This is a genomic window from Actinoplanes sp. NPDC051851, from assembly GCF_040681165.1.
Classification (GTDB): Bacteria; Actinomycetota; Actinomycetes; order Mycobacteriales; family Micromonosporaceae; genus Actinoplanes.
This window is the reverse complement of record NZ_JBFAYF010000007.1, coordinates 140,068-160,970: the sequence shown is the minus strand read 5'-3', so window position 1 is coordinate 160,970 and position 20,903 is coordinate 140,068. Positions and strand designations below refer to the sequence as shown.

Below are 20,903 nucleotides of genomic sequence, written 5' to 3'. Positions count from 1 at the left end.
ACGACCAGGCTGACCGTCTCAGATCAGGCGAACCGGGCGGCGATCCAGTCGGCGACCAGGTCCGCGGACTGGATCACCGCCTCGTCGTGGCTCGCGCCGTCGATCACCACGAAGTCGACCGGCTGGGAGTACGCCTCCAGCTGCGGGATCAGCAGGTCCGCGGTGACGAAGTACGGGACCGCCTCGTCCTCGGTGCCCTGGACGACCAGGATCGGCGCGCTCGGGGCGGTCTGTGCCGGGTTGTCGTAGGTGGCCAGCTTGGTGAGCAGCGAGTCCGGCAGCGTCCCGCCCTCGACCAGCTCGGTGTCGCTGAGGTCCGCGTACGCGGCGAGGATCTCGTTGAGGCAACCGGTGGCGAGCACGGAGAGCTTCGCCTCGGCCGGGGCGGCCAGCACGGTCAGCGGGTTGAACGAGGAGTCCACCGCGGCGATCCCGAACATCGCCATCACCAGGTAGCCGTTCGCCTCGCTGCCCGGGATCAGCGGCGAGATCACGTCGGCGTTGGAGACCGGGGCGATCGCGGCCGTCCCCTTGAGCACCAGGTTCCCGTCGTACGACGGCGCCAACTGGTTGGCGAAGAGCGAGCCCTGCCCGCCCTGCGAGTGCCCGTCGATCGCGTAGTTCACCCCGAGCGACGAGTCCAGGTTCCGGGCCGCCTTGACGCCGTCGATCAGCGACCGCGCCTCACTGTTCCCGATCAGGTACGGGTGGGCCTGCGGCGTGCCCAGTCCCGGGTAGTCCGGCGCGGTCACCGTCCAGCCCCGGCTGATCAGCTCGGCGACCGCGATCCGGGCCTCCGCCCAGAACACCGCCTGGTTGGTCGAGGGCGCGCACCCGTCGGCGAGCCCGGTGGTGCCGTGCCCCCAGGCGACGATCTTGTTGTTCTTGCCGGTCTTCGGCGTCAGGACGAGCCCGGTGGCGGTGATCGTGGCACCGGTGATGGACGTGGTCACGTACGAGATCTTCTTGCCGGTCGCGACGGCGGAGAGCTCCGAGGGGAGCGACGCCGTGGTGCTGGTGAGCACGTAGCCCGGCGTGGCGTAGGCCGCGGCGGCCGGCGCGGCGGCCATGGCGGTCACCCCGCCCACGCTCAGCACCACGGCGAGGATCATGCGGAAGACAATCTTCATGTGCACCCCGTTTGGGATCCGAAGTGGATGATCGATAGGGTGCACAGCGTAATGCCGATCTCTATGTACCGCTCCGCATTCACGGCCAGAGATCAGTGGACCTTTCTCCTGATGATGCCGGTCAATTTAAGATCAACACCGGAAGAAAAGATCTACACCCCACTCGGGTACGTCTCCGGCTCGCGCGCGTCGACCCTCAGGGTGTGCAGTGGCCGCAGTGCGTGGGCCTCGTCGAACCAGAGGAACGCGTCGTACCGGTCCCCGACGACGCTCGGCACGTAGTTGCCCCACCGCTCCCGCTCCGGCCGGTACACCACCCCGATCGCCCGGTGCGGCAGCACCGTGGTGAGCAGATCCGGTCGCGCGTCCCCCGCCGGGAAGACGAAGAGCCCCCGCTCCGGCGCGCTCAGGTGCAGGATCTCCTCCAGCGAGCCCCCGCGCCCCGGCGGTACGCCCATCACCTCGGCCGGCGCACCCCAGGACGGCCCGGCCACCACGGTCCCCCGGTACGCGCCCATCCCCACGAGCAGCACCTCGTCCCACCCGAGGCGGTCCCGCGCGAGCTGCCCGAGCGTCAGCTCGCCCCGCCCCGCCTGATCGGTGGCCCGGGCGTCCCCGACGTGTGTGTTGTGCGCCCAGACGACCGCTCTCGACCGGGGCCCGTACCGGGTGAGCAGCCGGTCGAGCGTCTCGTCCATGTGCCGGTCCCGCCCGTTCCAGGCGTCCGGCCCGCCGCGCACCATGGTCCGGTAGTAGCTCTCCGCCCCGGCCACCACCGCCGCGTTCTGCCACACCCCGAAGTCCCGCCCGCGCAGCTCGGCGAGCATCCCCACGACACGGTCCTCGCAGGTGGCACTGACGAACTGGGTCGCCCACGCGTACGCGTTCGGATCCTCGCTGAACGGCTCGAAGCACCTGTACGCCTCCAGCGCGGCCGGCACCAGATCCGGATCGTGCTCCCGCAGCCAGGTGAGGATCTCCCGCATCGACTGCCACAGCGAGTACACGTCCAGCCCGTGGAACCCGACCCGATCGTCCGGCGGCGTGTGATCGTTGAACGCCCGCAACCACCGCGTGAAGTCCACGGTCTCCTCGTTCGCCCACATCCAGGTCGGCCACCGGTCATACCGCACGAGCGCGTCCCGCGGATCCGCCGGCACCCCGGGCCCACCCCGGACCGCGGCGTCCACCCGCTGACAGTCCGGCCAGTCCCCCTCCACCGCGACGAACGAGAACCCCCGCTCCGCGATCAGCCGCTTCGTCAGCTCCCCCCGCCACGCATAGAACTCATGCGTCCCATGCGTCGCCTCCCCGACCATGACAACGCGCGCGTCCCCCACCCGATCGATCAGGATCTCCAGATCCCCCGGGTCCCGTAACGGCCACGCCATCCCCGTCACTTCATCCCCAAACCTGATCACCCCACCTCACTACCCGCCCCGTTCCCCCACATACGTCGGATCTTTCCCCCACTCCGCAGCACCGAGCCACCCCGCCGCCGCGATCACTCCTCCGCCATTTTCAATTTCCCCAAGATCCCTCATCCAAGATCGACACCACCACCCCCACCCACCCGACCAGGGGGATTCCACCACCCAAAAAAAAGCGTCCCCGATTTCGCCGATCTTCGCTGACCGACTGTGGATAACAATCCGCTGTGGACAACGGCGGCCACGAATCCCACGACCCACCAGCCGACAACCCATCGCATGATCGTCTCGGATCCCGCTCACCACTCACCGCTCACCGCCACGCCGCTCACCGCTCACCGCCACGCCGCTCACCGCCACGCCGCTCACCGCCACGCCGCTCGCCGCTCACCGCCACGCCGCGCATAGCCCTCACCGTTCACGGCCACTGGGCGGTAGCAGCACACGACGGCTCAGCAGCGGGCGGTGCGAGCACACGATGTTCGACCGTGAAGCGTTGCCGCCCGCCCGGGGGCGCCGCGAGCACACAGAGTGCGATCGTGCGCCCCTACCGCCTCGAATCCACCATGATCGTGCACCCTCACCGCCCCACCCGACGCGAACGTGCACCCCCGCCGCCCCCGCCGACACGAACGTGCACCCGTGCTGCCCCCACGAACAGCCACGTGCACCCCCGCCGCCCCCGCCGACACGAACGTGCACTCCCGGCGGCGTTCGCCCGGCCCGGGTGCGCGGGCGGCTAATCGGCGACGATGCGGTTCAGCGTTCGGCGCAGATGCTCGCCATCGCCGGATTCGTCTCCGCGTAATACCAGATCGAGCCCATCGACTGCTGGAACGCCCACGCCCGCCCACGCGCCCATTCCCCGTCGTCACCGCCGAGCGCGGACCGCAGAATCCCCCGATCCGCCGATTCCAGCAGGTGCCATCCGCCGAGCAGATCGAGTGCCGGATCCGCCGCCCGCAACCCGCCGACGTCCAGCACCCCACTCAACCGCCCATCGGCGATCAGGACATTGCCCGGCATCAGATCCCCGTGGTTCATCACATCCGGCGTGTCCCCGCGCGGCAGCCCCCGCATCCCGGCCCATTCCCGCCGCAACCGCGACACCGGAACCCAGTCCTCCGGGAGCCCACCCCGCCGCTCCAGCAGCGCACTCTCCCGGAGACACTCCGCAACGTATTCATCATGGTCGAGGAGAATCCCGCCCCGGCCCGCACCGGAGAACCGCCGTCCCCCGGTCGGCATGGCACGGACCGCCCCGATGAACTCCGCGAGATCCCGCGCGAACGCCGCACCGGCACCGATCCCGGTGGCGACCGTTCCGGGAATCCACGTCTGCACCGACCACGGCAGCGGATACCCCTCCCCGGGCGCACCGGAAGCCACCGGCTCAGGCGTCGGGAATCGCGTCCACCCGGCCAGCCGGGCCGCTGCCGCCGCCTCTTTCTCAAGCTTTTCCCGTACGCCCGAGCGCTCCCCCGGTTCGAGCGGAAACCGGGCGGCGAGCCCCTCCCCGATCCGGAAGATGGCGTTCACCGTCCCGTCCGAGTCGACCGGTGTCACCGGCAACGGCGCCCACGCCGGGAACTGGGCCGCGATCAGGGACCGCACCGTCTCCACATCGACCGTCAACTGCCCCGCATGCATCATCGGCACCCGGCGAGCCTCACCAGTCCGGCGCCGGCCCCGCAACCGGATTTCGCCAGGCACGGGGAAAGCGCCCGACGGCTCGTACCCTGAGAGCATGGGTCGGTTGATCTGCACCGGGATCACCTCGCTCGACGGATTCATCGCCGACGAGCAGGGACGGTTCGACTGGAGCACGCCGAGCGAGGAGGTGCACGCCTTCGTCAACGATCTCGAGCGGCCGATCGGGACCCACCTGCTGGGGCGGCGTCTCTACGAGGTGATGCGGTTCTGGGAGAACGCGCACACCCGGCCCGGCATGTCGCCCGCGATGCTGGACTTCGCGACGCTCTGGCGGGCCACTGACAAGATCGTGTATTCGACGACGCTGACGAGTGCGGGCACGGAGCGGACCCGGGTCGAGCGCACGTTCGTACCCGAGGAGATCCGCAACCTGAAGCTGGCCGCCGACCGTGACATCAGCGTGGGCGGCCCGGACCTGGCCCGGCACGCGTTCCGGGCCGGCCTGGTCGACGAGGTCCGCGTGTTCCTGTCGCCCGTCGTGGTCGGCGGTGGCACCGCCTTCCTCCCGGAACGGATCCGGTGCACGCTCGACCTGATCGAGGACGAGCGCTTCACGAACGGCGCCGTGTTCCTGCGCTACCGCGTCAACACATGACGACCGGCAGCACGTGTAGACGACACGACCGGCAACGCGTGTAGACGACACGACCGGCAGCGCGTGCGGAACACGACGGCCGGTGACACGTGAGCGCCTAGGTCACGACGGCGGCGAGGATGCACGTGTCGTCGTCCGGGTTGGCGCGGCGCAGGCGGCCGAGCAGGTCGCTCAGCGGCTGGCGCGGGGCGGCCCGGACCGCGTCGTCGACCGTGTCGATCACCGCGTGCAGGCCCGCGTCCAGGCTCTCGCCGCGGTACTCGACCAGCCCGTCGGTGTAGAGCATCAGCACGTCGCCGGGGCGCAGCACGGTCAGCGCCGAGGCGTACCGGGCGTCCTCGACCACCCCGAGCATGGAACCGGCCGGACGGCCCAGCGGGATCGTCCGGCCGGAGCGGGTCAGCAGCGGGGGCGGGTGCCCGGCCTGGGCCCAGAGCAGTTCCCGGCGCAGCGGGTCGTACCGGGCCAGCACCGCGGTGGCGGCCAGCTCCGGCGTCTCCCGTTCCAGGTCGCAGGTGAGCCGGTTGAGGTGGCCGAGCAGGGTGCCCGGGTCGCTGTCCACCACGGTCAGCGCCCGCAGCGCATGCCGGAGCTGGGCCATCGTGGTGGCCGCCTGGGTGCCGTGGCCGGCCACGTCGCCGACGGCGAGCAGCACGCTACCGTCGCGCAGGGTCGCGGCGTGGAACCAGTCGCCGCCGACCAGGCTCTCCGTGCCGGCGGGCAGGTAGCGGACCGCAGCCTGCAGCCCGGCCAGTTCGATCGGCTCCTCCGGGATGGGCAGGATGATCTGCTGCAGGCGGGCGGCCATCTCGTGCTCGGCGGCGGTGCTGCGGCGCTGCTCGTCCAGCTCCTGCTCGACCTCGGCGAGCCGTTCGGTGAGCTGCTCGACATCCGGGGAAGGCGCGGAGACGTGCCCGGCGCGGGCGTCCACGGTGGAGGGAGTGCCGGCGCGCAAGCTCGCCTGCGCGTACGCCTGACCACCCACCAGCCGACCTCCCCGCCGCTATCGGGTTCCTGCTTACGCCAGCACGCGGCGGCACGGCATCCCCCGAACATCCGGGCAGCGCCCCGGCCTGCGGTGCCGTGGCACACGGGTCACCCGGTCGGGCGTCCGGCTTTCGAGTGTGCGGCGGTCCGCATGCCCGGACGGCTCAGCCGAGCCCGGCGAGGTCGCGCATCACAGTGGAGGTCCGCCGGGCCGGACGGCTCAGCCGAGCTCGAAGAGGTCGCGCATCGCATCGGTGAGGCGGGCCATGCTCGCGCCGGTGACCATCCCGATCCGCTCGGCGCCGACCGAGGCGGGCAGGCGGCGCATCCGGTTCACCACGACCACCCCGGTGATCGGGTCCTGCTCGGTCAGGGCTACCGCGTACGGCGGGAGCTCGGTGACCCCGCGCTGGCGCACGATCGGAGCGCAGTACGGCGAGGCGTTCTGCCGCTCGTTGTAGCTGTCCCCGGAGAGGACGAGCACGCGATATCGCAGGTCGGACCGATCCCCGATGGTCCAGATCTCACCGCGCCGCACGTCAGCACCGACCGGATGACGGTATGTTCCGGTTCGGCATGGCAGGAAGCGTACCGCCGCTCCGATCTCCATGGTGGCTTCCCCACCGGGCGTTTCCCGTTCGTTGCCAACCCGCGACCCGGCCGCCCACCGGAGTGCGTCACGCCGCGACCCGGCCGCCCACCGGAGCGCGTCATGCCGCGACCCGGCCGCCCACCGGGGAGCATCACGCCGCGACCCGGCGGGCCTCGGCGAGGGCTTCCTTCTCCAGGTACATCGCGTGATCGGCGGAGCGGATCAGCTCGTCGGCGCCGCGCCGCCCGTCGGAGAGGACCGCGCCGACACTCGCTCCCACCGTCACCGCCTCGCCGTCGATCAGCACGGGCTCGCCCAGGACCGTGCGTACGTGAGAAGCCAGCCGTTCCGCCGCCTCGGCCTGCGCTGGCTCCTCGCAGAGCAGGACGAACTCGTCGCCGCCGTACCGCGCCAGGGTGTCGCCGGACCGCAGCCCGGCACCGATCCGGGTCGCCACCTCGACCAGCAACCGGTCGCCGGCGAGGTGCCCGAAACGGTCGTTGACCTGCTTGAACCCGTTCAGGTCGCAGAAGAGCAGGACCACCGAGGGACGTCCGGCCGCCTCCTCCCGCGACAACGCGGCGTCCAGGCGCGCCCAGAGCTCGGCGCGGTTCGGCAACCCGGTGAGCACGTCGTGGGTGGCCTGGTGCCGCAGCCGCTGCTCGGCCCGCTCCCGCTGCCGGGCGAGCCGGCCGACCCGGACCATCACCAGCGGCACCACCAGCAGGTTGCCGACGAGCAGCAGCGGGACGTCCGCGGCCAGGCCGATCATCTCCCGCAGGGCGGTCATCAGCGGTACGGCGGCGACCATGCTCCCCAGGAAGACCAGGCGGCCGGTGGTGAGCCGGTCCTGCGGGGCGGGACCGGCGGCGGCGAGCTGCGGCGCGTCCGGGTGCAGCACGGCGAGGCCGAGGAAGACGTACGCCATCACGAAGAACAGCTGCCGCCAGGCGGTGGACTGCCCGCCGACCGAGCCGGTCGCGATGATCGTGACGACGTCGCCGCTCAGCTCCAGCAGGACCGCGCCGCTGAAGAAGAGCAGCGGCACCGAGTGTCCCCGGTTCAGGAAGACCAGGCGCAGCAGGGCGCCGAGCACACCGGCGAGCAGCAGCACCGGGGCCAGCATGGTCATCTCGCTGAGCCGCCCGACGCCCTCGGTCTCCAGCCGCGGCATCAGCACCGCGGTCCAGGTCAGGCCCGCCGCGACCACCGCGAAGACGGTACCGTCGAGCAGTCCGCCGACGTCGTTGCGGCCACGGCGGAGCACCAGCGCGACGGCGGCGGCCAGCATGATCCCGTTGGAGATGGTGACCACCAGGTCGAGGATCCGGGTGACCGCGTCCCCGCCGAACGCGATCAGATTGTTCAGCACCAGCCAGCCGGTCGCCGTCGCGAGCAGGATCGCGGGCGTCCGGTCCTCCCGGGGGACACGGGGGATGACCCGGAGGACCGCGGCTCCGGTCAGCAGGGAGACCAGGAGCATGATGACGTGACGCCCGGTCAGCGACGTGAACGGCATGGTCAGCACCATCGCACCGGTGGCGCAGAGGTAGGCGGACAGGCCGAGTCTGTGGGTCACATGGTGTGCTTTCGACACAGTACCGACCGACTTGAGCATGTCCGACACGTGGACGTGATCGAACTCCCCGGCCCTGGTTCCCGTAAGAATGACCGCGGGGCCCGTAACGGGTCGGTAACGAGGAAGGGTGTAGCAGCGAATGTCGCAGAAAGCGCAGATCGGAGTCACCGGCCTGGCGGTGATGGGCCGTAACCTGGCTCGGAACTTCGCCCGGCACGGCCACACCGTGGCACTGCACAACCGGTCGTACGGCCGGACCAAGGAGCTCGTGGAGGAGTTCGGCCACGAGGGCACGTTCCTCCCCGCCGAGACCGCGGAACAGTTCGTCGCCAGCCTGGAGCGGCCGCGCCGCGTCGTGATCATGGTGAAGGCCGGCCCCGCCACCGACGCCGTGATCGACGAGTTCGCCCCGCTGCTCGAAGAGGGCGACATGCTGATCGACGCGGGCAACGCGCACTTCGCGGACACCCGCCGCCGCGAGGCCGCGCTCAAGGCCAAGGGCCTGCACTTCGTCGGCGCGGGCGTCTCCGGTGGCGAGGAGGGCGCACTGCACGGCCCGAGCATCATGCCCGGTGGCCCGAAGGAGTCGTACGACGCGCTCGGCCCGCTGCTGGAGGACATCGCGGCGAAGGTCGACGGCGAGCCGTGCTGCGTGCACGTCGGCCCGGACGGCGCCGGCCACTTCGTGAAGATGGTGCACAACGGCATCGAGTACGCCGACATGCAGCTCATCGCCGAGGCGTACGACCTGCTCCGCCAGGTCGGTGGTCTCTCGCCGCAGGAGATCGCCGGCGTCTTCGGCGAGTGGAACGAGGGCCGGCTCGGCTCGTACCTGATCGAGATCACCGCCGAGGTCCTCAAGCAGAACGACGCCGTCACCGGCAAGCCGTTCGTCGACGTGGTGGTGGACCGCGCCGAGCAGAAGGGCACCGGCCGCTGGACCGTGCAGGCCGCCCTCGACCTGGGCGTCCCGGTCTCCGGCATCGCCGAGTCGGTCTTCGCCCGCGCCCTCTCCGGTGGCGCGGACGTCCGGGACGCGGCCGCCGCCGCGGGACTGCCGGGCCCGTCCGCCGGCGCCCAGCACACCGGTGACCTGAAGGCCGACGTCGAGCAGGCGCTCTTCGCCTCCAAGATCGTCGCGTACGCGCAGGGCTTCCAGCAGATCCAGGCCGCGAGCAAGGAGTACGGCTGGGACATCGACCCCGGCGCGATGGCCAAGATCTGGCGGGCCGGCTGCATCATCCGGGCCAAGTTCCTGGACTTCATCAAGCAGGCGTACGACAAGCAGCCCGAGCTCGCCACGCTGCTGGTGGACCAGTACTTCCTGGACGCGGTGAGCGGCGCCCAGGACGCGTGGCGCCGGGTCGTCGTCACCGCCACCCAGCAGGGCATCCCGGCGCCGGGCTTCACCTCGGCGCTGGCGTACTACGACGGTCTGCGGGCCGAGCGCCTGCCGGCCGCGCTGATCCAGGGCCAGCGCGACTTCTTCGGCGCGCACACCTACCACCGGGTGGACAAGCCGGGCGCGTTCCACACCCTCTGGGCCGCCGAGGGGCGCCCCGAGGTCGACGCCTAACCCGTACCTGATCGTTCTACCTGATCGGGTCGCGCCCCGGTCGCCTGCTCGGCAAGGCAGGCGACCGGGGCGTTCCGCTTTCTTTAGATATTCCTTATTTCTCCGTACGGCAGACCCATCCGGGACACCGCTCGCATCCGTAGTCACGGGCAGGACAACGGTGGCTGGAGGAACGATGAGCGAGGATTCCCCGTCCGAAGCTGATCAGCTGGTGACGTTCGCGGTGGGAACCCGGCCGCCGTCGGCGATATCCCGCCCGACCCTGCCGATCCCGGCCGGGCCCCCCGCGCCCGAGGCGGAGACGGAACCGGAGGCGGAGGCGGCACCGGAGTCCGCGGCGGACGACTCCCCGGAACTCCTGGAGACGCCCTACCTGGTGTCCGACAAGGACCCGGCCGAGCCCGCGGAGCCGCACGAGCCGACCTCGGAGTGGCCGGAACCACTCGCCACCTACGTCGAGGAGGACACCGATCCGGCCGGGTTCCCGCCGGCCGGCGAGCACGTCTATCCCCCGGCCACCGACCCGTACGACGACCCGGCCTTCACCTCGGCGTACCCGATGCCGGGCTGGACCGCGCCGCCGGACGCCGAACCGCTCCCCACCGAGCGCCAGCCGCGCCGCAGGCCGCTGCTGGCGCTCGCCGCGACCGTCGGGCTGGCCGGCCTGATCGGCGCGTTCCTGCTGGTCCCCCGGCAGAGCCCGGCCACCGACCCGGCCGCCGCCGACGCCACCTCGACCACCGCCCCGGCCTCGCAGGACGACGCCGACGGCGATGAGGCCGACGGCGACGGGGCCGGCGCCGACGGCGATGGGGCCGGCGACAACGGGGCCGATGCCGGCGGGGACGCGGCGGCGGGCGGCGCGCTCACCGGCACCGTCGACGGCCTCAGCGACGCCACGTTCCACCTGGTCGACGGCGCCACCAAGGTCCACCTGAGCGCCGCCGACCTGGGCGACGGTCTGTACCGGATCAGCACCGCGTCCGGCAGCGGCCTCACCCCGTCGGTGGACCGCGACGGCGGCGACGTCAGCCTGCACCTGGCCTCGGACGACAGCGGCGGCAACGCGACGGTCGAGATCGTGCTCAGCACCGCGGTCCGCTGGACGCTGAGCATGGAGGGCGGCAGCGCCAGCAGCGAGCTCGACCTCTCCGGCGCCGACGTGGAGAGCGTCGCCCTGACCGGCGGCGCCAGCCGGATCGCGCTGACCCTGCCCGACCAGAACGGCCTGATCCCGGTGACGATGACCGGCGGCGTCGACCAGTTCGTGGTGACGCTCCCGGACTCCACCCCGGTCCGGGTCCGGGTCGGTTCCGGCGCCGGCGAGGTGACCCTGGACGGCGCCACCCACAAGGGCATCGCCCCGGGCCAGTCCTTCACCGCCAACGGTTTCGACGGCGACGCGGGCATCGACCTCGACGCCGCCGCCGGCATGTCCACCCTGACCGTCAGCGACCAGTAGCATTCGTCGCACGCGCTCCCCTCACTGTCAGATCACGCTTGAGGGGAGCATCGTCACCGCGTCAGTCGCCGGGTTCACCGGGCTGGATCTGGGCAATCAGGTCGGCGACGAACTCCGCCGCGTTCCGGGCGGCCAAGGGCTGGTCACCGTCTGCTTTCTGAACTCCCCAGTCGGAAATACCCTTGATCAAGATCCAGTCACACTTGGCCTCCGCGGCTACCGCGTGCAGTCCTGCCAACTCCATCTCGCCGCCCACTGCCTCCTCGTGATGGGCACAGAGCCGCTCACGTTCCTCCCGGTTGTTGAGCAGGGTGTTACTCGACAGCACGGGGCCGAAGTGCACCTCAGGAGGCTTGGGCCTGCCACGGGTTAAGGCCCTGGCGTGGCTGAGCAGACCGCTCGCCGGTTCCGGACGCGGGCCACGACCGATCTCATGACGAGATCCGTCGGCCAGCGTCGTAACCTTCCGATGGTCGGCGGCATGCATCTGCGTCGAGACGACGATGTCACCGATCTCCTGGGTTCCTCCATCGATCTCTCGAGACTTGAGCCCATAGCAAACGCCGGTGAGTACCACGAACGTGGGCTTCACCTTGTTGATCAGGTTGTCGGCGGTCCTCGGCATCGCCCCAGCGCCGATGGTCGCCTGTTCACTCTGCGCCAAGACGATGCGCGCTCCGCCGAACGAACCCAACAGGTGCACGGCGTGCTTTCCCAGCGAGACGGTTTTCGGCACGAGACCGGGCGAACGCGAGCAGAAGGCCTCCACGACAGCGTCACGTTCGATCTCATTGACGACCAGGATCGCCACGGTCGGTTCCGCGGCCATCCGCGCGATATTGTTCTCCATGAGCTTCCTCCGGGCCTGCTGATACCGAACACGCTGGGAGACCGCGGCGACCGCGCTTCTGGCCATCACGAAGGTCGCGACCAGAGCCAACCCACCCAATACCTGTGACTGCCACGTCGCCGGACCCTGAAACCGGAAGACGAGGTGCTCCAACGTCCAGATCAGGGCCCGCTGGAAGGTCACCGGCCTATCGCCGCAGTCGGTGTCCGGGCAGACCCCACGCTCCTGGAGGGCGACGACCTGCGCGGTCGCGGCCAGACACATCACCGTGGCAACGACCATAAGCCGGAGTCCACCCAATGGCCGGACTGCGGCACGGTCGGGAGGCCGTTGCCAGCGTCCTCGCACACCGACGAGGAACCAGTCGGTTCCCTCATACGGAGTGACCGATTCCAGTGTTCCCAGCGCATTCCTGGCCTGAGGATCGGTGACGTGGGCAGCCCGGAACGCGAGAAGTCCGGACCCGAAGGCAGCGTCGGCCGGAAGCAAACCGGCCGTCAAGGCAGCAGAACGCTCGAACGCCTCCACAGCCATACGGTCCGCAGCCGCCGGCTCGGTGGCATGGAGCAGATTGATCGTCCAGTGATAGCCGCGCATTTCCGCGCCGATGATCTCGGCATCGGACGGTCCGGTCCTCAACCACGTTCCCAGCGACCACGTCGTCCGGACGACCCCCACGAGCAGGTCGGCGATGCCCGGCACCATGCCGCACAGAATGAGCGCCGTCGCGATGAGTGCCCACCCCCGGCCGGCCAAGGCCATGGGGACTCCAATGATCACAGCGATCAGGAGTGAACCCCAAGGCAAGAAGTACTCCCAGGCCCGAGCGACCCGGCTGAGCAACCGAACCCGCAGCGGCAGACACTTCATCGCTCTGGCCCATTCCGTCTTCCGGGCGATCGGGGGTTCGATCACCACGAAAGCGTCGGCCGACCGGCCGACCAGTCGACCTTCACCGGCCGCCAGATAGATCATCACAGCAAGCGAGGGCCCGGAACGACAAACACCGACACCCCGCGGACGAATGCCGAACAGGGCACGCCGGGTATCCCGGGTCCGTGGAAGAGCCGCAGCCCACAAACGACATTCCCGTAGCGTCAAGCTCATCCTCGCGCCAGCAGGCCAGGCGTCTTGCATAGCCGTTGACAATAAGGGAACGCGGGAGGGAGAGTTCGTGGAATTCCTCTGGGGAGTGCTCAGTTCCTTGGCAGCGAGCCTTCTGGTCGCCGGGGCCGCCTGGTCCGGCTCTCAGCGGCTTCGCAGCCGTCTGATCAGCTGGTTGTCCCGGTGGACAGGCGCCGGAGTGTTGCAGACGTACCCCAGCCAGTCGATGGCGAACTCCGCGCTGATCGCTGATCTGCGGAAGGCGAAGTGGGTATGCGCCTTCACCAGCAGAGGGAACGAGCTGACCCGTGACAGCTTCGCGGGTCTTTGGCAACGGCATTCCGGAAACGTGCCGGTGCGGGTCCTGCTTCCCGATCCGTCGACCAGCGGCACCGGAACATGGCTGGACCAGCGTGAGCACGAGGTCAGCGAGCATGATCACGCATTCCGCGCCGGGCTCCTCGGCCGACAGATCGATGCCAACCTCGACTATCTTCGGGCCCATGTGGCCGGGCGTCCCGATGTCGAGGTCAGGCTTTACGACTTCCCCCATCTCGCCCGGGTGATCGCCACCGATCGGGTCGCCTACCTGACCGTGTACTCGGCTCGGGAACACGGCCGCAATTCGCCGTGCGTCGTCTTCCAGCAACCGAGTCCGATGTATGACTTCTGCCTTCGTGTCTTCGACGTGGCTTGGGGACAGGCGAAAAGCAGCCCGACGTCTCACTGACCGGTAGGAGAACAGGCCCGGTGCTCCCCCCTCGCCAAGCACCGGGCCCGTCCCCACCGGGATCAGTAGTCCCGGAGCTGGAGGGTGTCCTTGTAGCAGGCCTGGTTCAGGCGGCCGCGGTACCGGCCGTAGAGCCCGTGGATGACGACGTTCTTCGGCACGCTCTTGCCGGACGCGACGGTACGGCCGGTGTCGACGTCCCAGACCGACCAGGGCGACTCGGTGCAGCCGAAGACGTCCGAGCGCGCGATGATCCGCAGATCGTGGGCGGCGTTCGAGTACAGGATCCCGGTCTTGCAGGTCCGGTTCCCGATCACCACGTACGGCAGCGCCGTACACGAGGTCGACGAGTTCGCCATCGCCGGCGCCGCGAACCCACCGACCAGCACCCCGCTCGCCACGACAACCGCCGCTATCCTCCGCGTCACTCCCATGTCTCTCCTCCCCGTGATCAAACAATGGTCACGGGGAGTGTAGTTGAGATGATCTTGCGAATCGGAAGCAGATCCCGCGATGCGGCACTGAGCAGCAAGGACACGCACTCCACCGACGCGACCGGCGATCGCTATCAATACGCAGAGTCACTCCACGGGAGTTCGCCACGGATGCCGGGCGAAAAAGTTACCGAGAGCGACCGCACCGAGGACCAGGCCGACGACGCCACCGTCGCCCCACCACCAGAGCGTGGCGGACACCCCGTTCCAGCCCTCCACGCGCGCCACCCAGACCGCGGTGTCCTCCGCCGACACGCAGATCGGCACCGTCGCCCCGGCCGTGACCGCGTCCCGCCGGTCGACGTGCAGCGTCCCGGCGTGCCGCACGCCGCCGAGGGTGTAGACGATCTCCGCGGTCCCACCGAGACCCCTGCCGTGCCACGCGCCCGTCTCGCCCACCTCGGCCGCGACACAAGTCCCGGCGAGCGCCCGCTCCTCGCCCCGGAACTCGCTCCGGAGCAGCAGCCCACCCCCGGCCAGCAGGACCAGCCCGACGACCACGAGCAGCCACTCACCGGCGTCCAGCCGCACCGCCTCCCGCAGCACGAACCGCGCCGGTGGCCCGGAATGACGTCCCATGACCGGGACAGTGGGGAACCGCGGCAAGGGCCGCGCCGGCGGACTCGGCGCGACCCTGGCCACGTTCTACCAGGTGATGCCGGACGACCAGGTCGACAGCTCGGTGCGGGCGGCGGTCAGGGTCGCGGCGGGGATCGAGGCGACGTCGGAGGTGTTGACGATCAGGGCGACGTGCACGGTGCCCGTTGTCGTCGTGGTCAGCTGGAGGCGCTGGGCGGTGGTGGCGCCGGACTCCGTCGTCGCGGCGATGGTGCCCGTGGAAGGGACGCCGGAGAGCGCGCCCAGGTCGCTGACGACCGTGGTGCGAGCGGGCAGGAAGGCGCCCGGCAGGTGCAGTTCGGTCGGGGCGGTGATCCCGGAGTCGCGCCAGACCAGGACGCCGTACTGGCGGCCGGAGACCAGCGAGGAGATCGTCGACAGCTTGGACGGGACGGTCAGCCACGCCTTCTGGGTGCCGGCTCCGGCGAAACCGTCGCGCGCCAGGTCCTCGTACGCGAAAGCAAGGGTCTTACCCGCGACCGCCGACGGATAGAGGCGGTCGAGCACCCGGCGGTCCAGGCGCAACGCCCCCGACGCGATCACCGAGTGGTCCTCGCCGTTCCAGGCGTCCCCGGTGGTCTGCACCTTGTTCGGGTTGAAGTTCATCAGCTCGGCGTGCTGTCCGCTGTAGATGTCCCAGTGCCACTGGGTGCCGGAGAGCACCACCCCCGAGGAGGCCGCGCTGTTCCAGAAGTTCGCGCCGGAGAGCCGCGAGTCGAGGCCCTGGTACATGGCGCGGACCATCCACGGCGTGCGGGAGCTGGACATCGCGTTGCCGAACTCGGAGACGAAACCGGTCGTGCCGAGCGCGACGGCCCGGTCCCGGATGCGGCTCATCGCCGACGAGTACGTGCCGTCGCCGGCCGCGGTCGGGTCGATCGTGATCCGGGCGCCGTCGTAGTAGTGGCTGTTGAAGACGTAGCGGGTGCCGAGCGCGGAGATCGTGGACAGGCCGCCCGCCTCACCGAACGTGGTGTTCCAGAAGACCAGCGGCTCGGCGTAGAGCGGGCGCGCGGACCAACCGGCGTTGTCCATCACCGTGCGGAACTTCGTGTAGAACGGCACCAGGTAGTTCTGTTCCCAGGTGGTGCCGGCCGCGCCGTCGAGGCCGCCGTCGAACGGCTCGTTGAACGGGTCGACGCCGAGCATCATGTCCATCGGCAGGTTCGCCGCGAAGTAGGTCAGCGCCGACTTCGCCTGGGCGAGATAGAGGTCCTGGACGGTGTACGTGTTGTGCCAGAAGTCGTACGCGGGCTCCCGAACGGCGTTGTTGGTCAGCATGTTCTGGCCCCAGAGCAGGCAGATCCCGCACGACTCGGTGGGGTAGTCGCCGAGGTCGTACACCCACTTCGGGGCGCCGTCCCCGGTGTACCAGCTGCCGGTGTTGAAGATGTAGGACGAGTAGAGGTCCTGGTGGTAGTCGATCAGGACCTTGATGCCGCGGTCGGTGAACTGCTTGATCTGTGCGGCCGCCTTGGCCAGGTACGCCGTGTCGATCACGCCCCGGGTGGGCTCGACGCCCTCCCAGCTGATCAGGAAGCGGATCGCGTTCGCGCCGGTCTGCTCGCGCATCAGCGCGGCGGAGGCGGCGGCGTCGGCGGTGCTGTGGAACGGCAGCAGGCCACTCTCGTGGAGCTTGGTGCTGCCGGACACGTTGAAACCACGGAGGGTGAGCTCTCGGCCGTAGGAGTCGGTGAACCCCGCGGGCAGGCCGGCGGCGAGAGCGGGCTGCGGCACGGCGACCGCGATCCCCAGGAGCACGAACACGAAAAACGCTCGGACTAGCGCCATGTATAGAAGTTAATGAATTTTTAAAAGTTGTGAAGCGCCCGAATACGCGTCAGGCGGCACGCACCGGCGCGGCGGCCATCAGCTTCCCGCAGTCGTCGGCGCTGAGCGGCTTGGCCATGTAGTAGCCCTGGCCGTACCGGTAGCCCATGTCGCGCAGCCGGTCGTACTGCTCCCGGCTCTCGATCCCCTCGGCGACCGCCTTGAGCTCCAGGTACTCCGCGAGCTGGGCGACGGCCGCGGCGACCGCGAGACGCCCCCGGTCCGCGCCGTCGGCGATCCCGTCGACGAACGACTTGTCCAGCTTGAGCACGTCGACCGGGAACGCCCGCAGCAGGCTCAGCGAGGACTGCCCGGTACCGAAGTCGTCCAGCGCCAGCTTCACCCCCATCGCGTGCAGCGCCTGCAACGTCTCGCGCACCTGCCAGCCGTCGACCACCGACGACTCGGTCACCTCCAGGATCAGGTTCCGCGAGGTCAGACCGGTCTCACTCAGCACTGCCGCGACCTCGTCGACGAATCCGGCCTCGCGCAGCTGGCGTACGGCCACGTTGACGTTGATCGCCTCGATCGCCCCGTCGCCGTACGCGGACCGCCAGCGGGCCAGCTGCTCACACGCCTCACGCAGCACCCAGGCACCGAGCGGCACGATCAGCCCGGAGCGCTCGGCCACCGGGATGAAGTCGCCGGGCGAGACGAAACCGCGCACCGGGTGCTGCCAGCGGACCAGCGCCTCGGCCCCGTGCAGCAGGCCGGTACGCAGGTCGAACACCGGCTGGTACACCAGGCGCAGCTCACCCCGGATGATCGCGTTGTGCAGTTCGCTGGCGATCCGGGCGTGCTGCACCATGTCCTGCCGCATCCGGGACTCGAACCGGACCCAGGACGCCTTGCCCGCCGCCTTGGCCGCGTACATCGCGATGTCCGCGTTGCGCTGCACCTCGTCGGCGGTCTCGCCGGTCTCCGCGACCGCGATGCCGGCGCTGGCGTGCACGAGCAGCTGCTGCTCGGCGACCCGGAACGGCTCGGCGAGCGCGGCGAAGAGCCGGGTGGCGGCGGCCTCGGCGGCGGCCGGGTCGTCGACCGGGAGCAGCACCGCGAACTCGTCGCCGCCGAGCCGGGCGGGCAGCTCGCCGGCCGGACAGTGCTGCCGGAGCCGCTGCGCGACCTGGTAGAGCAGCTGGTCCCCGGCGGCCGGGCCGAGCGTGTCGTTGATCATCTTGAAGTCGTCGACGTCGATCAGCAGGGCACTGGCCGGCTGGCGCGCGTCGAGCCGCTCGCCGAGCGCGACGCCGAACCGGGTGCGGTTGGGCAGGCCGGTCAGCGTGTCGGAGAGCGCCAGCCGTTCCAGTTCGGCCTGCTGCTGCCGGATGCCGCGCAGCGCCAGGGTGTTCTCCCGGAGGCTGAGCAGCTGGCGGACCACCACGAAACCGGCGATCAGCACGGCCCCGATCACCACCGTACGCTCGCGGGCGCTCATCTCCTGGGCGCTGACGCTGATCACCAGACCGGCGGTGGCGGTGGTGGCCAGGAACGGCAGCAGGTTGAAGATCGAGCGGCCGCGGTGCTCGGGCGCCTTCCGCGGCGCGGCGAGGGCCCGCCGCTGGAGGTAGGCCGCGCCGGCCAGCGAGACCCCGGTCATCGGGATGGCCAGCACGGCGAGGGCGAGACGGCCGCGGTCGGTGCCGGCGATCAGCAGCACGGTGCCGGCGATCGCGGAGAGCGGGGCGAGAGTCAGGAACCGCAGGGCGATCGGGTCGACCGTGGTCCTGGTCGAGGCGGCGGCCTTGCCGATCACCACGAGCAGCAGTACCCCGCCGACACCGACGACCGCGGCGGCGACACGCTTGGTGAGCGAGGTTCCGTCGGGGGCGAGGTCGAGGACGGCGTACCAGAAGATCAGCGCGCTGGCCACGGCGACCGTCGCGCCGTCCAGCAGCGCCCGGACCCAGCCCACCGGGGTCCGCTTCACGACCGGCAGGTGCACGAAGGACACCATGATCAACAGAACACCCAACATCAAGGGCATTCCCACGTACGGCGAGAGCCCGGCGTCGTTGTTGGCGTTCACGAGAGCCACCACGGCGGCCGCGAAGAGCGCCATCGCAGCCTGCTGGAGGCGTTTCCAGAACGAGCGGACCGGCCGTGGCAGCACGATCAGGCGGCCGAGGCGCTGACAGCCGAAGATCGCGGCCGCCATCGAGACCGGACCGGCGACGAACCCGAGGTGCAGGCTGCCCGGGGCGCCGATCGCGACCCAGACCCCGGTGGCGAGCGTCGCGGCCACCGCCACCAGGGCGGGCACGAGCCCGCCGGGGCGTGCGGTAGCGGTTGTGCTCACGGGCGGCTTCGGCTCCTCGCGACAGGCGGTCCTTCCTTGCGGACTTCCTGTCGGCCGCGCCCGCCCGAACCTGAGCGGAACCCGTTCCGCACCCGAGCGGACGCACGGCCCCGTGCCGGAAGCCGCGTTTTCCCGCTGCCCGGCCGCGTTTTCCGTCCCGCCCTCGCACGGGCCGGAGCCGCACGGGCCGGAGCCGCACGGGCCGGAGCCGCACGGGCCGGAGCCGCACGGGCCGGAGCCGCACGGGCCGGAGCGCGACGCCCCGGCCCGCGGCACGGCTCAGCCCCGCAGGGCGGCGGAGACCACCGCGCGGGCCTCCTCCTGGATCGCGGCGAGGTGCTCCCGGCCCCGGAACGACTCGGCGTAGATCTTGTAGACGTCCTCGGTGCCGGACGGCCGGGCGGCGAACCACCCGTTCTCGGTCACCACCTTCAGCCCACCGATCGCCGCGCCGTTGCCGGGCGCGCTGGTCAACACCGCGGTGATCGCCTCACCGGCGAGTTCCTTCGCGGTCACCTGCTCCGGCGAGAGCTTCCCCAGGATCGCCTTCTCCTCGCGGGTCGCCGGTGCGTCGATCCGGGCGTACGCCGGGTCCCCGAACCGCCCGGTCAGCTCCCGGTAGTGCTCGCTCGGGGTCCGGCCGGTGACCGCGATGATCTCGGAGGCGAGCAGGTCCAGCAGGATCCCGTCCTTGTCCGTGCTCCACACCCCGCCGTCGCGGCGCAGGAACGACGCGCCCGCGCTCTCCTCGCCGCCGAACCCGATCGACGCGTCCAGCAGACCCGGCACGAACCACTTGAAGCCGACCGGCACCTCGTCGAGGCGGCGGCCCAGGTCGGCGGCGACCCGGTCGATCATCGAGGAGGAGACCAGGGTCTTGCCGATGCCGGTCCCGCCGGGCCAGCCGGTGCGGTTGCGGAACAGGTAGTCGATGGCGACCGCGAGGTAGTGGTTCGGGTTCATCAGCCCGCCGTCCGGGGTGACGATGCCGTGCCGGTCGGCGTCGGCGTCGTTGCCGGTGGCGATCTGGAAGCGGTCCTTCTGCGCGATCAGCGAGGCCATCGCGTACGGCGACGAGCAGTCCATCCTGATCTTGCCGTCCCAGTCCAGGGTCATGAACCCGAACCGGGCGTCGACGGTGGGGTTGACCACGGTCAGGTCCAGCCCGTGCCGCGACGCGATCTCGCCCCAGTAGTCGACGCTGGCGCCGCCGAGCGGGTCCGCCCCGATCCGCACCCCGGCGTTCCGGATCGCGTCGATGTCGATCACGGCGGGAAGGTCGTCGACGTACGTACCCAGGTAATCGTATTTTTCTGATCTGTCCTTCAGGTTGGCGCGGCGGACGCCCTTGAGGCCCGCGGCGAGCAGCTCGTTCGCCCGGTCCTGGATCCACTTCGTGGCGTCGGTGTCGGCCGGGCCACCGTTCGGCGGGTTGTACTTGAACCCACCGTCATCCGGCGGATTGTGCGACGGCGTCACCACGACCCCGTCGGCTTTGACCGCGTTCTTCGCGTTGTAGGCCAGAATCGCATGTGAAAGCGCGGGAGTCGGGACATACCGGTCCCGGCTGTCCACCAGCACGGTCACGTCGTTGGCCGCGAAGACCTCCAGCGCGGTGACGGCGGCCGGCTCGCTCAGCGCGTGGGTGTCCCGGCCCAGGAAGAGCGGCCCGGAGACGCCCTGGTCACGGCGGTACTCCACGATCGCCTGGCTGGTCGCCGCGATGTGGTCCTCGTTGAAGGCGGCCCGCAGGCTGGAGCCGCGGTGGCCGGACGTGCCGAAGGCGACCCGCTGCTCGGGCGACGCCGGATCGGGGTGCGTGGTGTAATACCGGCTCACCACCCGCGGCACGTCGATCAGGTCGGCCGGCTCGGCAGGCAGGCCGGCACGGGGATGAACGGTCATAACGGCCTC

At 70.4% G+C, this 20,903-nt stretch carries 16 protein-coding genes; 4 read left to right on the top strand and 12 right to left on the bottom strand.

Features of this window, described 5'->3' with window-relative positions:
- Window positions 1-23: 23 nt before the first annotated feature.
- From AB0M08_RS09985 to AB0M08_RS09975, 3 genes are all read right to left on the bottom strand, one after another.
- Window positions 24-1,130, bottom strand: coding sequence for an alpha/beta fold hydrolase (locus tag AB0M08_RS09985; protein WP_364491092.1), 1,107 nt, complete (start codon window positions 1,128-1,130; stop codon window positions 24-26).
- Between the two features lie 152 nt (window positions 1,131-1,282).
- Window positions 1,283-2,521 carry an erythromycin esterase family protein gene (locus AB0M08_RS09980; RefSeq protein ID WP_364491090.1) on the bottom strand — a complete coding sequence of 413 codons (1,239 nt, stop codon included), beginning with the start codon at window positions 2,519-2,521 and terminating at the stop codon, window positions 1,283-1,285.
- A gap of 798 nt (window positions 2,522-3,319) precedes the next feature.
- Window positions 3,320-4,213 (bottom strand): phosphotransferase, encoded by an 894-nt coding sequence (locus AB0M08_RS09975; protein WP_364491257.1) that lies wholly within the window; start codon window positions 4,211-4,213, stop codon window positions 3,320-3,322.
- Window positions 4,214-4,307: 94 nt separating this feature from the next.
- On the opposite strand from AB0M08_RS09975, the gene AB0M08_RS09970 reads away from it, so the two are divergent.
- Window positions 4,308-4,868, top strand: coding sequence for a dihydrofolate reductase family protein (locus tag AB0M08_RS09970; protein WP_364491088.1), 561 nt, complete (start codon window positions 4,308-4,310; stop codon window positions 4,866-4,868).
- Window positions 4,869-4,965: 97 nt separating this feature from the next.
- Here the strand turns inward: AB0M08_RS09970 and AB0M08_RS09965 are convergent, their stop codons facing one another.
- The 3 genes from AB0M08_RS09965 to AB0M08_RS09955 all read right to left on the bottom strand — a co-directional run bounded on the left by AB0M08_RS09965 (window position 4,966) and on the right by AB0M08_RS09955 (window position 8,026).
- Window positions 4,966-5,853 (bottom strand): PP2C family protein-serine/threonine phosphatase, encoded by an 888-nt coding sequence (locus AB0M08_RS09965; protein WP_364491086.1) that lies wholly within the window; start codon window positions 5,851-5,853, stop codon window positions 4,966-4,968.
- Window positions 5,854-6,075: 222 nt separating this feature from the next.
- Window positions 6,076-6,393 (bottom strand): type II toxin-antitoxin system PemK/MazF family toxin, encoded by a 318-nt coding sequence (locus AB0M08_RS09960; RefSeq protein WP_364491084.1) that lies wholly within the window; start codon window positions 6,391-6,393, stop codon window positions 6,076-6,078.
- Window positions 6,394-6,598: 205 nt separating this feature from the next.
- Window positions 6,599-8,026 carry a GGDEF domain-containing protein gene (locus tag AB0M08_RS09955; protein WP_364491082.1) on the bottom strand — a complete coding sequence of 476 codons (1,428 nt, stop codon included), beginning with the start codon at window positions 8,024-8,026 and terminating at the stop codon, window positions 6,599-6,601.
- Window positions 8,027-8,165: 139 nt separating this feature from the next.
- On the opposite strand from AB0M08_RS09955, the gene gndA reads away from it, so the two are divergent.
- Window positions 8,166-9,602 carry an NADP-dependent phosphogluconate dehydrogenase gene (gene gndA, locus AB0M08_RS09950; RefSeq protein ID WP_364491080.1) on the top strand — a complete coding sequence of 479 codons (1,437 nt, stop codon included), beginning with the start codon at window positions 8,166-8,168 and terminating at the stop codon, window positions 9,600-9,602.
- Window positions 9,603-9,777: 175 nt separating this feature from the next.
- Entirely contained in the window at window positions 9,778-11,064 is a 1,287-nt protein-coding gene (locus AB0M08_RS09945; RefSeq protein WP_364491078.1) for a hypothetical protein, read from the top strand.
- Window positions 11,065-11,125: 61 nt separating this feature from the next.
- Here AB0M08_RS09945 and AB0M08_RS09940 read toward each other — a convergent pair whose 3' ends face one another.
- Complete coding sequence (locus AB0M08_RS09940) at window positions 11,126-12,889, bottom strand: hypothetical protein (protein WP_364491076.1); 1,764 nt, start codon at window positions 12,887-12,889, stop codon at window positions 11,126-11,128.
- Between the two features lie 199 nt (window positions 12,890-13,088).
- Between AB0M08_RS09940 and AB0M08_RS09935 the strand changes: the two genes are divergently transcribed.
- Window positions 13,089-13,748 (top strand): hypothetical protein, encoded by a 660-nt coding sequence (locus tag AB0M08_RS09935; protein ID WP_364491074.1) that lies wholly within the window; start codon window positions 13,089-13,091, stop codon window positions 13,746-13,748.
- 62 nt (window positions 13,749-13,810) lie between these two features.
- Here AB0M08_RS09935 and AB0M08_RS09930 read toward each other — a convergent pair whose 3' ends face one another.
- The 5 genes from AB0M08_RS09930 to pgm all read right to left on the bottom strand — a co-directional run bounded on the left by AB0M08_RS09930 (window position 13,811) and on the right by pgm (window position 20,894).
- Window positions 13,811-14,182, bottom strand: coding sequence for a hypothetical protein (locus AB0M08_RS09930; RefSeq protein ID WP_364491072.1), 372 nt, complete (start codon window positions 14,180-14,182; stop codon window positions 13,811-13,813).
- Window positions 14,183-14,329: 147 nt separating this feature from the next.
- On the bottom strand, window positions 14,330-14,821 hold the full coding sequence (locus AB0M08_RS09925; RefSeq protein WP_364491070.1) for a hypothetical protein: 492 nt from the start codon (window positions 14,819-14,821) through the stop codon (window positions 14,330-14,332).
- Window positions 14,822-14,887: 66 nt separating this feature from the next.
- On the bottom strand, window positions 14,888-16,651 hold the full coding sequence (locus tag AB0M08_RS09920) for a cellulase family glycosylhydrolase (RefSeq protein WP_364491068.1): 1,764 nt from the start codon (window positions 16,649-16,651) through the stop codon (window positions 14,888-14,890).
- Between the two features lie 49 nt (window positions 16,652-16,700).
- On the bottom strand, window positions 16,701-18,989 hold the full coding sequence (locus AB0M08_RS09915; protein WP_364491066.1) for a bifunctional diguanylate cyclase/phosphodiesterase: 2,289 nt from the start codon (window positions 18,987-18,989) through the stop codon (window positions 16,701-16,703).
- Window positions 18,990-19,268: 279 nt separating this feature from the next.
- A complete protein-coding gene (gene pgm / locus AB0M08_RS09910) occupies window positions 19,269-20,894 on the bottom strand; it encodes a phosphoglucomutase (alpha-D-glucose-1,6-bisphosphate-dependent) (RefSeq protein WP_364491064.1) in 1,626 nt (541 codons plus the stop codon).
- Window positions 20,895-20,903 lie beyond the last annotated feature (9 nt).

Bases quoted from the DNA above. Each gene is read 5' to 3' on its own strand.
- pgm (WP_364491064.1), bottom strand. From the start codon at position 20,894: ATGACCGTTCATCCCCGTGCCGGCCTGCCTGCCGAGCCGGCCGACCTG.
- AB0M08_RS09985 (WP_364491092.1), bottom strand. From the start codon at position 1,130: ATGAAGATTGTCTTCCGCATGATCCTCGCCGTGGTGCTGAGCGTGGGC.
- AB0M08_RS09925 (WP_364491070.1), bottom strand. From the start codon at position 14,821: ATGGGACGTCATTCCGGGCCACCGGCGCGGTTCGTGCTGCGGGAGGCG.
- gndA (WP_364491080.1), top strand. From the start codon at position 8,166: ATGTCGCAGAAAGCGCAGATCGGAGTCACCGGCCTGGCGGTGATGGGC.
- AB0M08_RS09945 (WP_364491078.1), top strand. From the start codon at position 9,778: ATGAGCGAGGATTCCCCGTCCGAAGCTGATCAGCTGGTGACGTTCGCG.
- AB0M08_RS09975 (WP_364491257.1), bottom strand. From the start codon at position 4,213: ATGATGCATGCGGGGCAGTTGACGGTCGATGTGGAGACGGTGCGGTCC.
- AB0M08_RS09980 (WP_364491090.1), bottom strand. From the start codon at position 2,521: ATGGCGTGGCCGTTACGGGACCCGGGGGATCTGGAGATCCTGATCGAT.
- AB0M08_RS09930 (WP_364491072.1), bottom strand. From the start codon at position 14,182: ATGGGAGTGACGCGGAGGATAGCGGCGGTTGTCGTGGCGAGCGGGGTG.
- AB0M08_RS09940 (WP_364491076.1), bottom strand. From the start codon at position 12,889: ATGATCTATCTGGCGGCCGGTGAAGGTCGACTGGTCGGCCGGTCGGCC.
- AB0M08_RS09920 (WP_364491068.1), bottom strand. From the start codon at position 16,651: ATGGCGCTAGTCCGAGCGTTTTTCGTGTTCGTGCTCCTGGGGATCGCG.
- AB0M08_RS09970 (WP_364491088.1), top strand. From the start codon at position 4,308: ATGGGTCGGTTGATCTGCACCGGGATCACCTCGCTCGACGGATTCATC.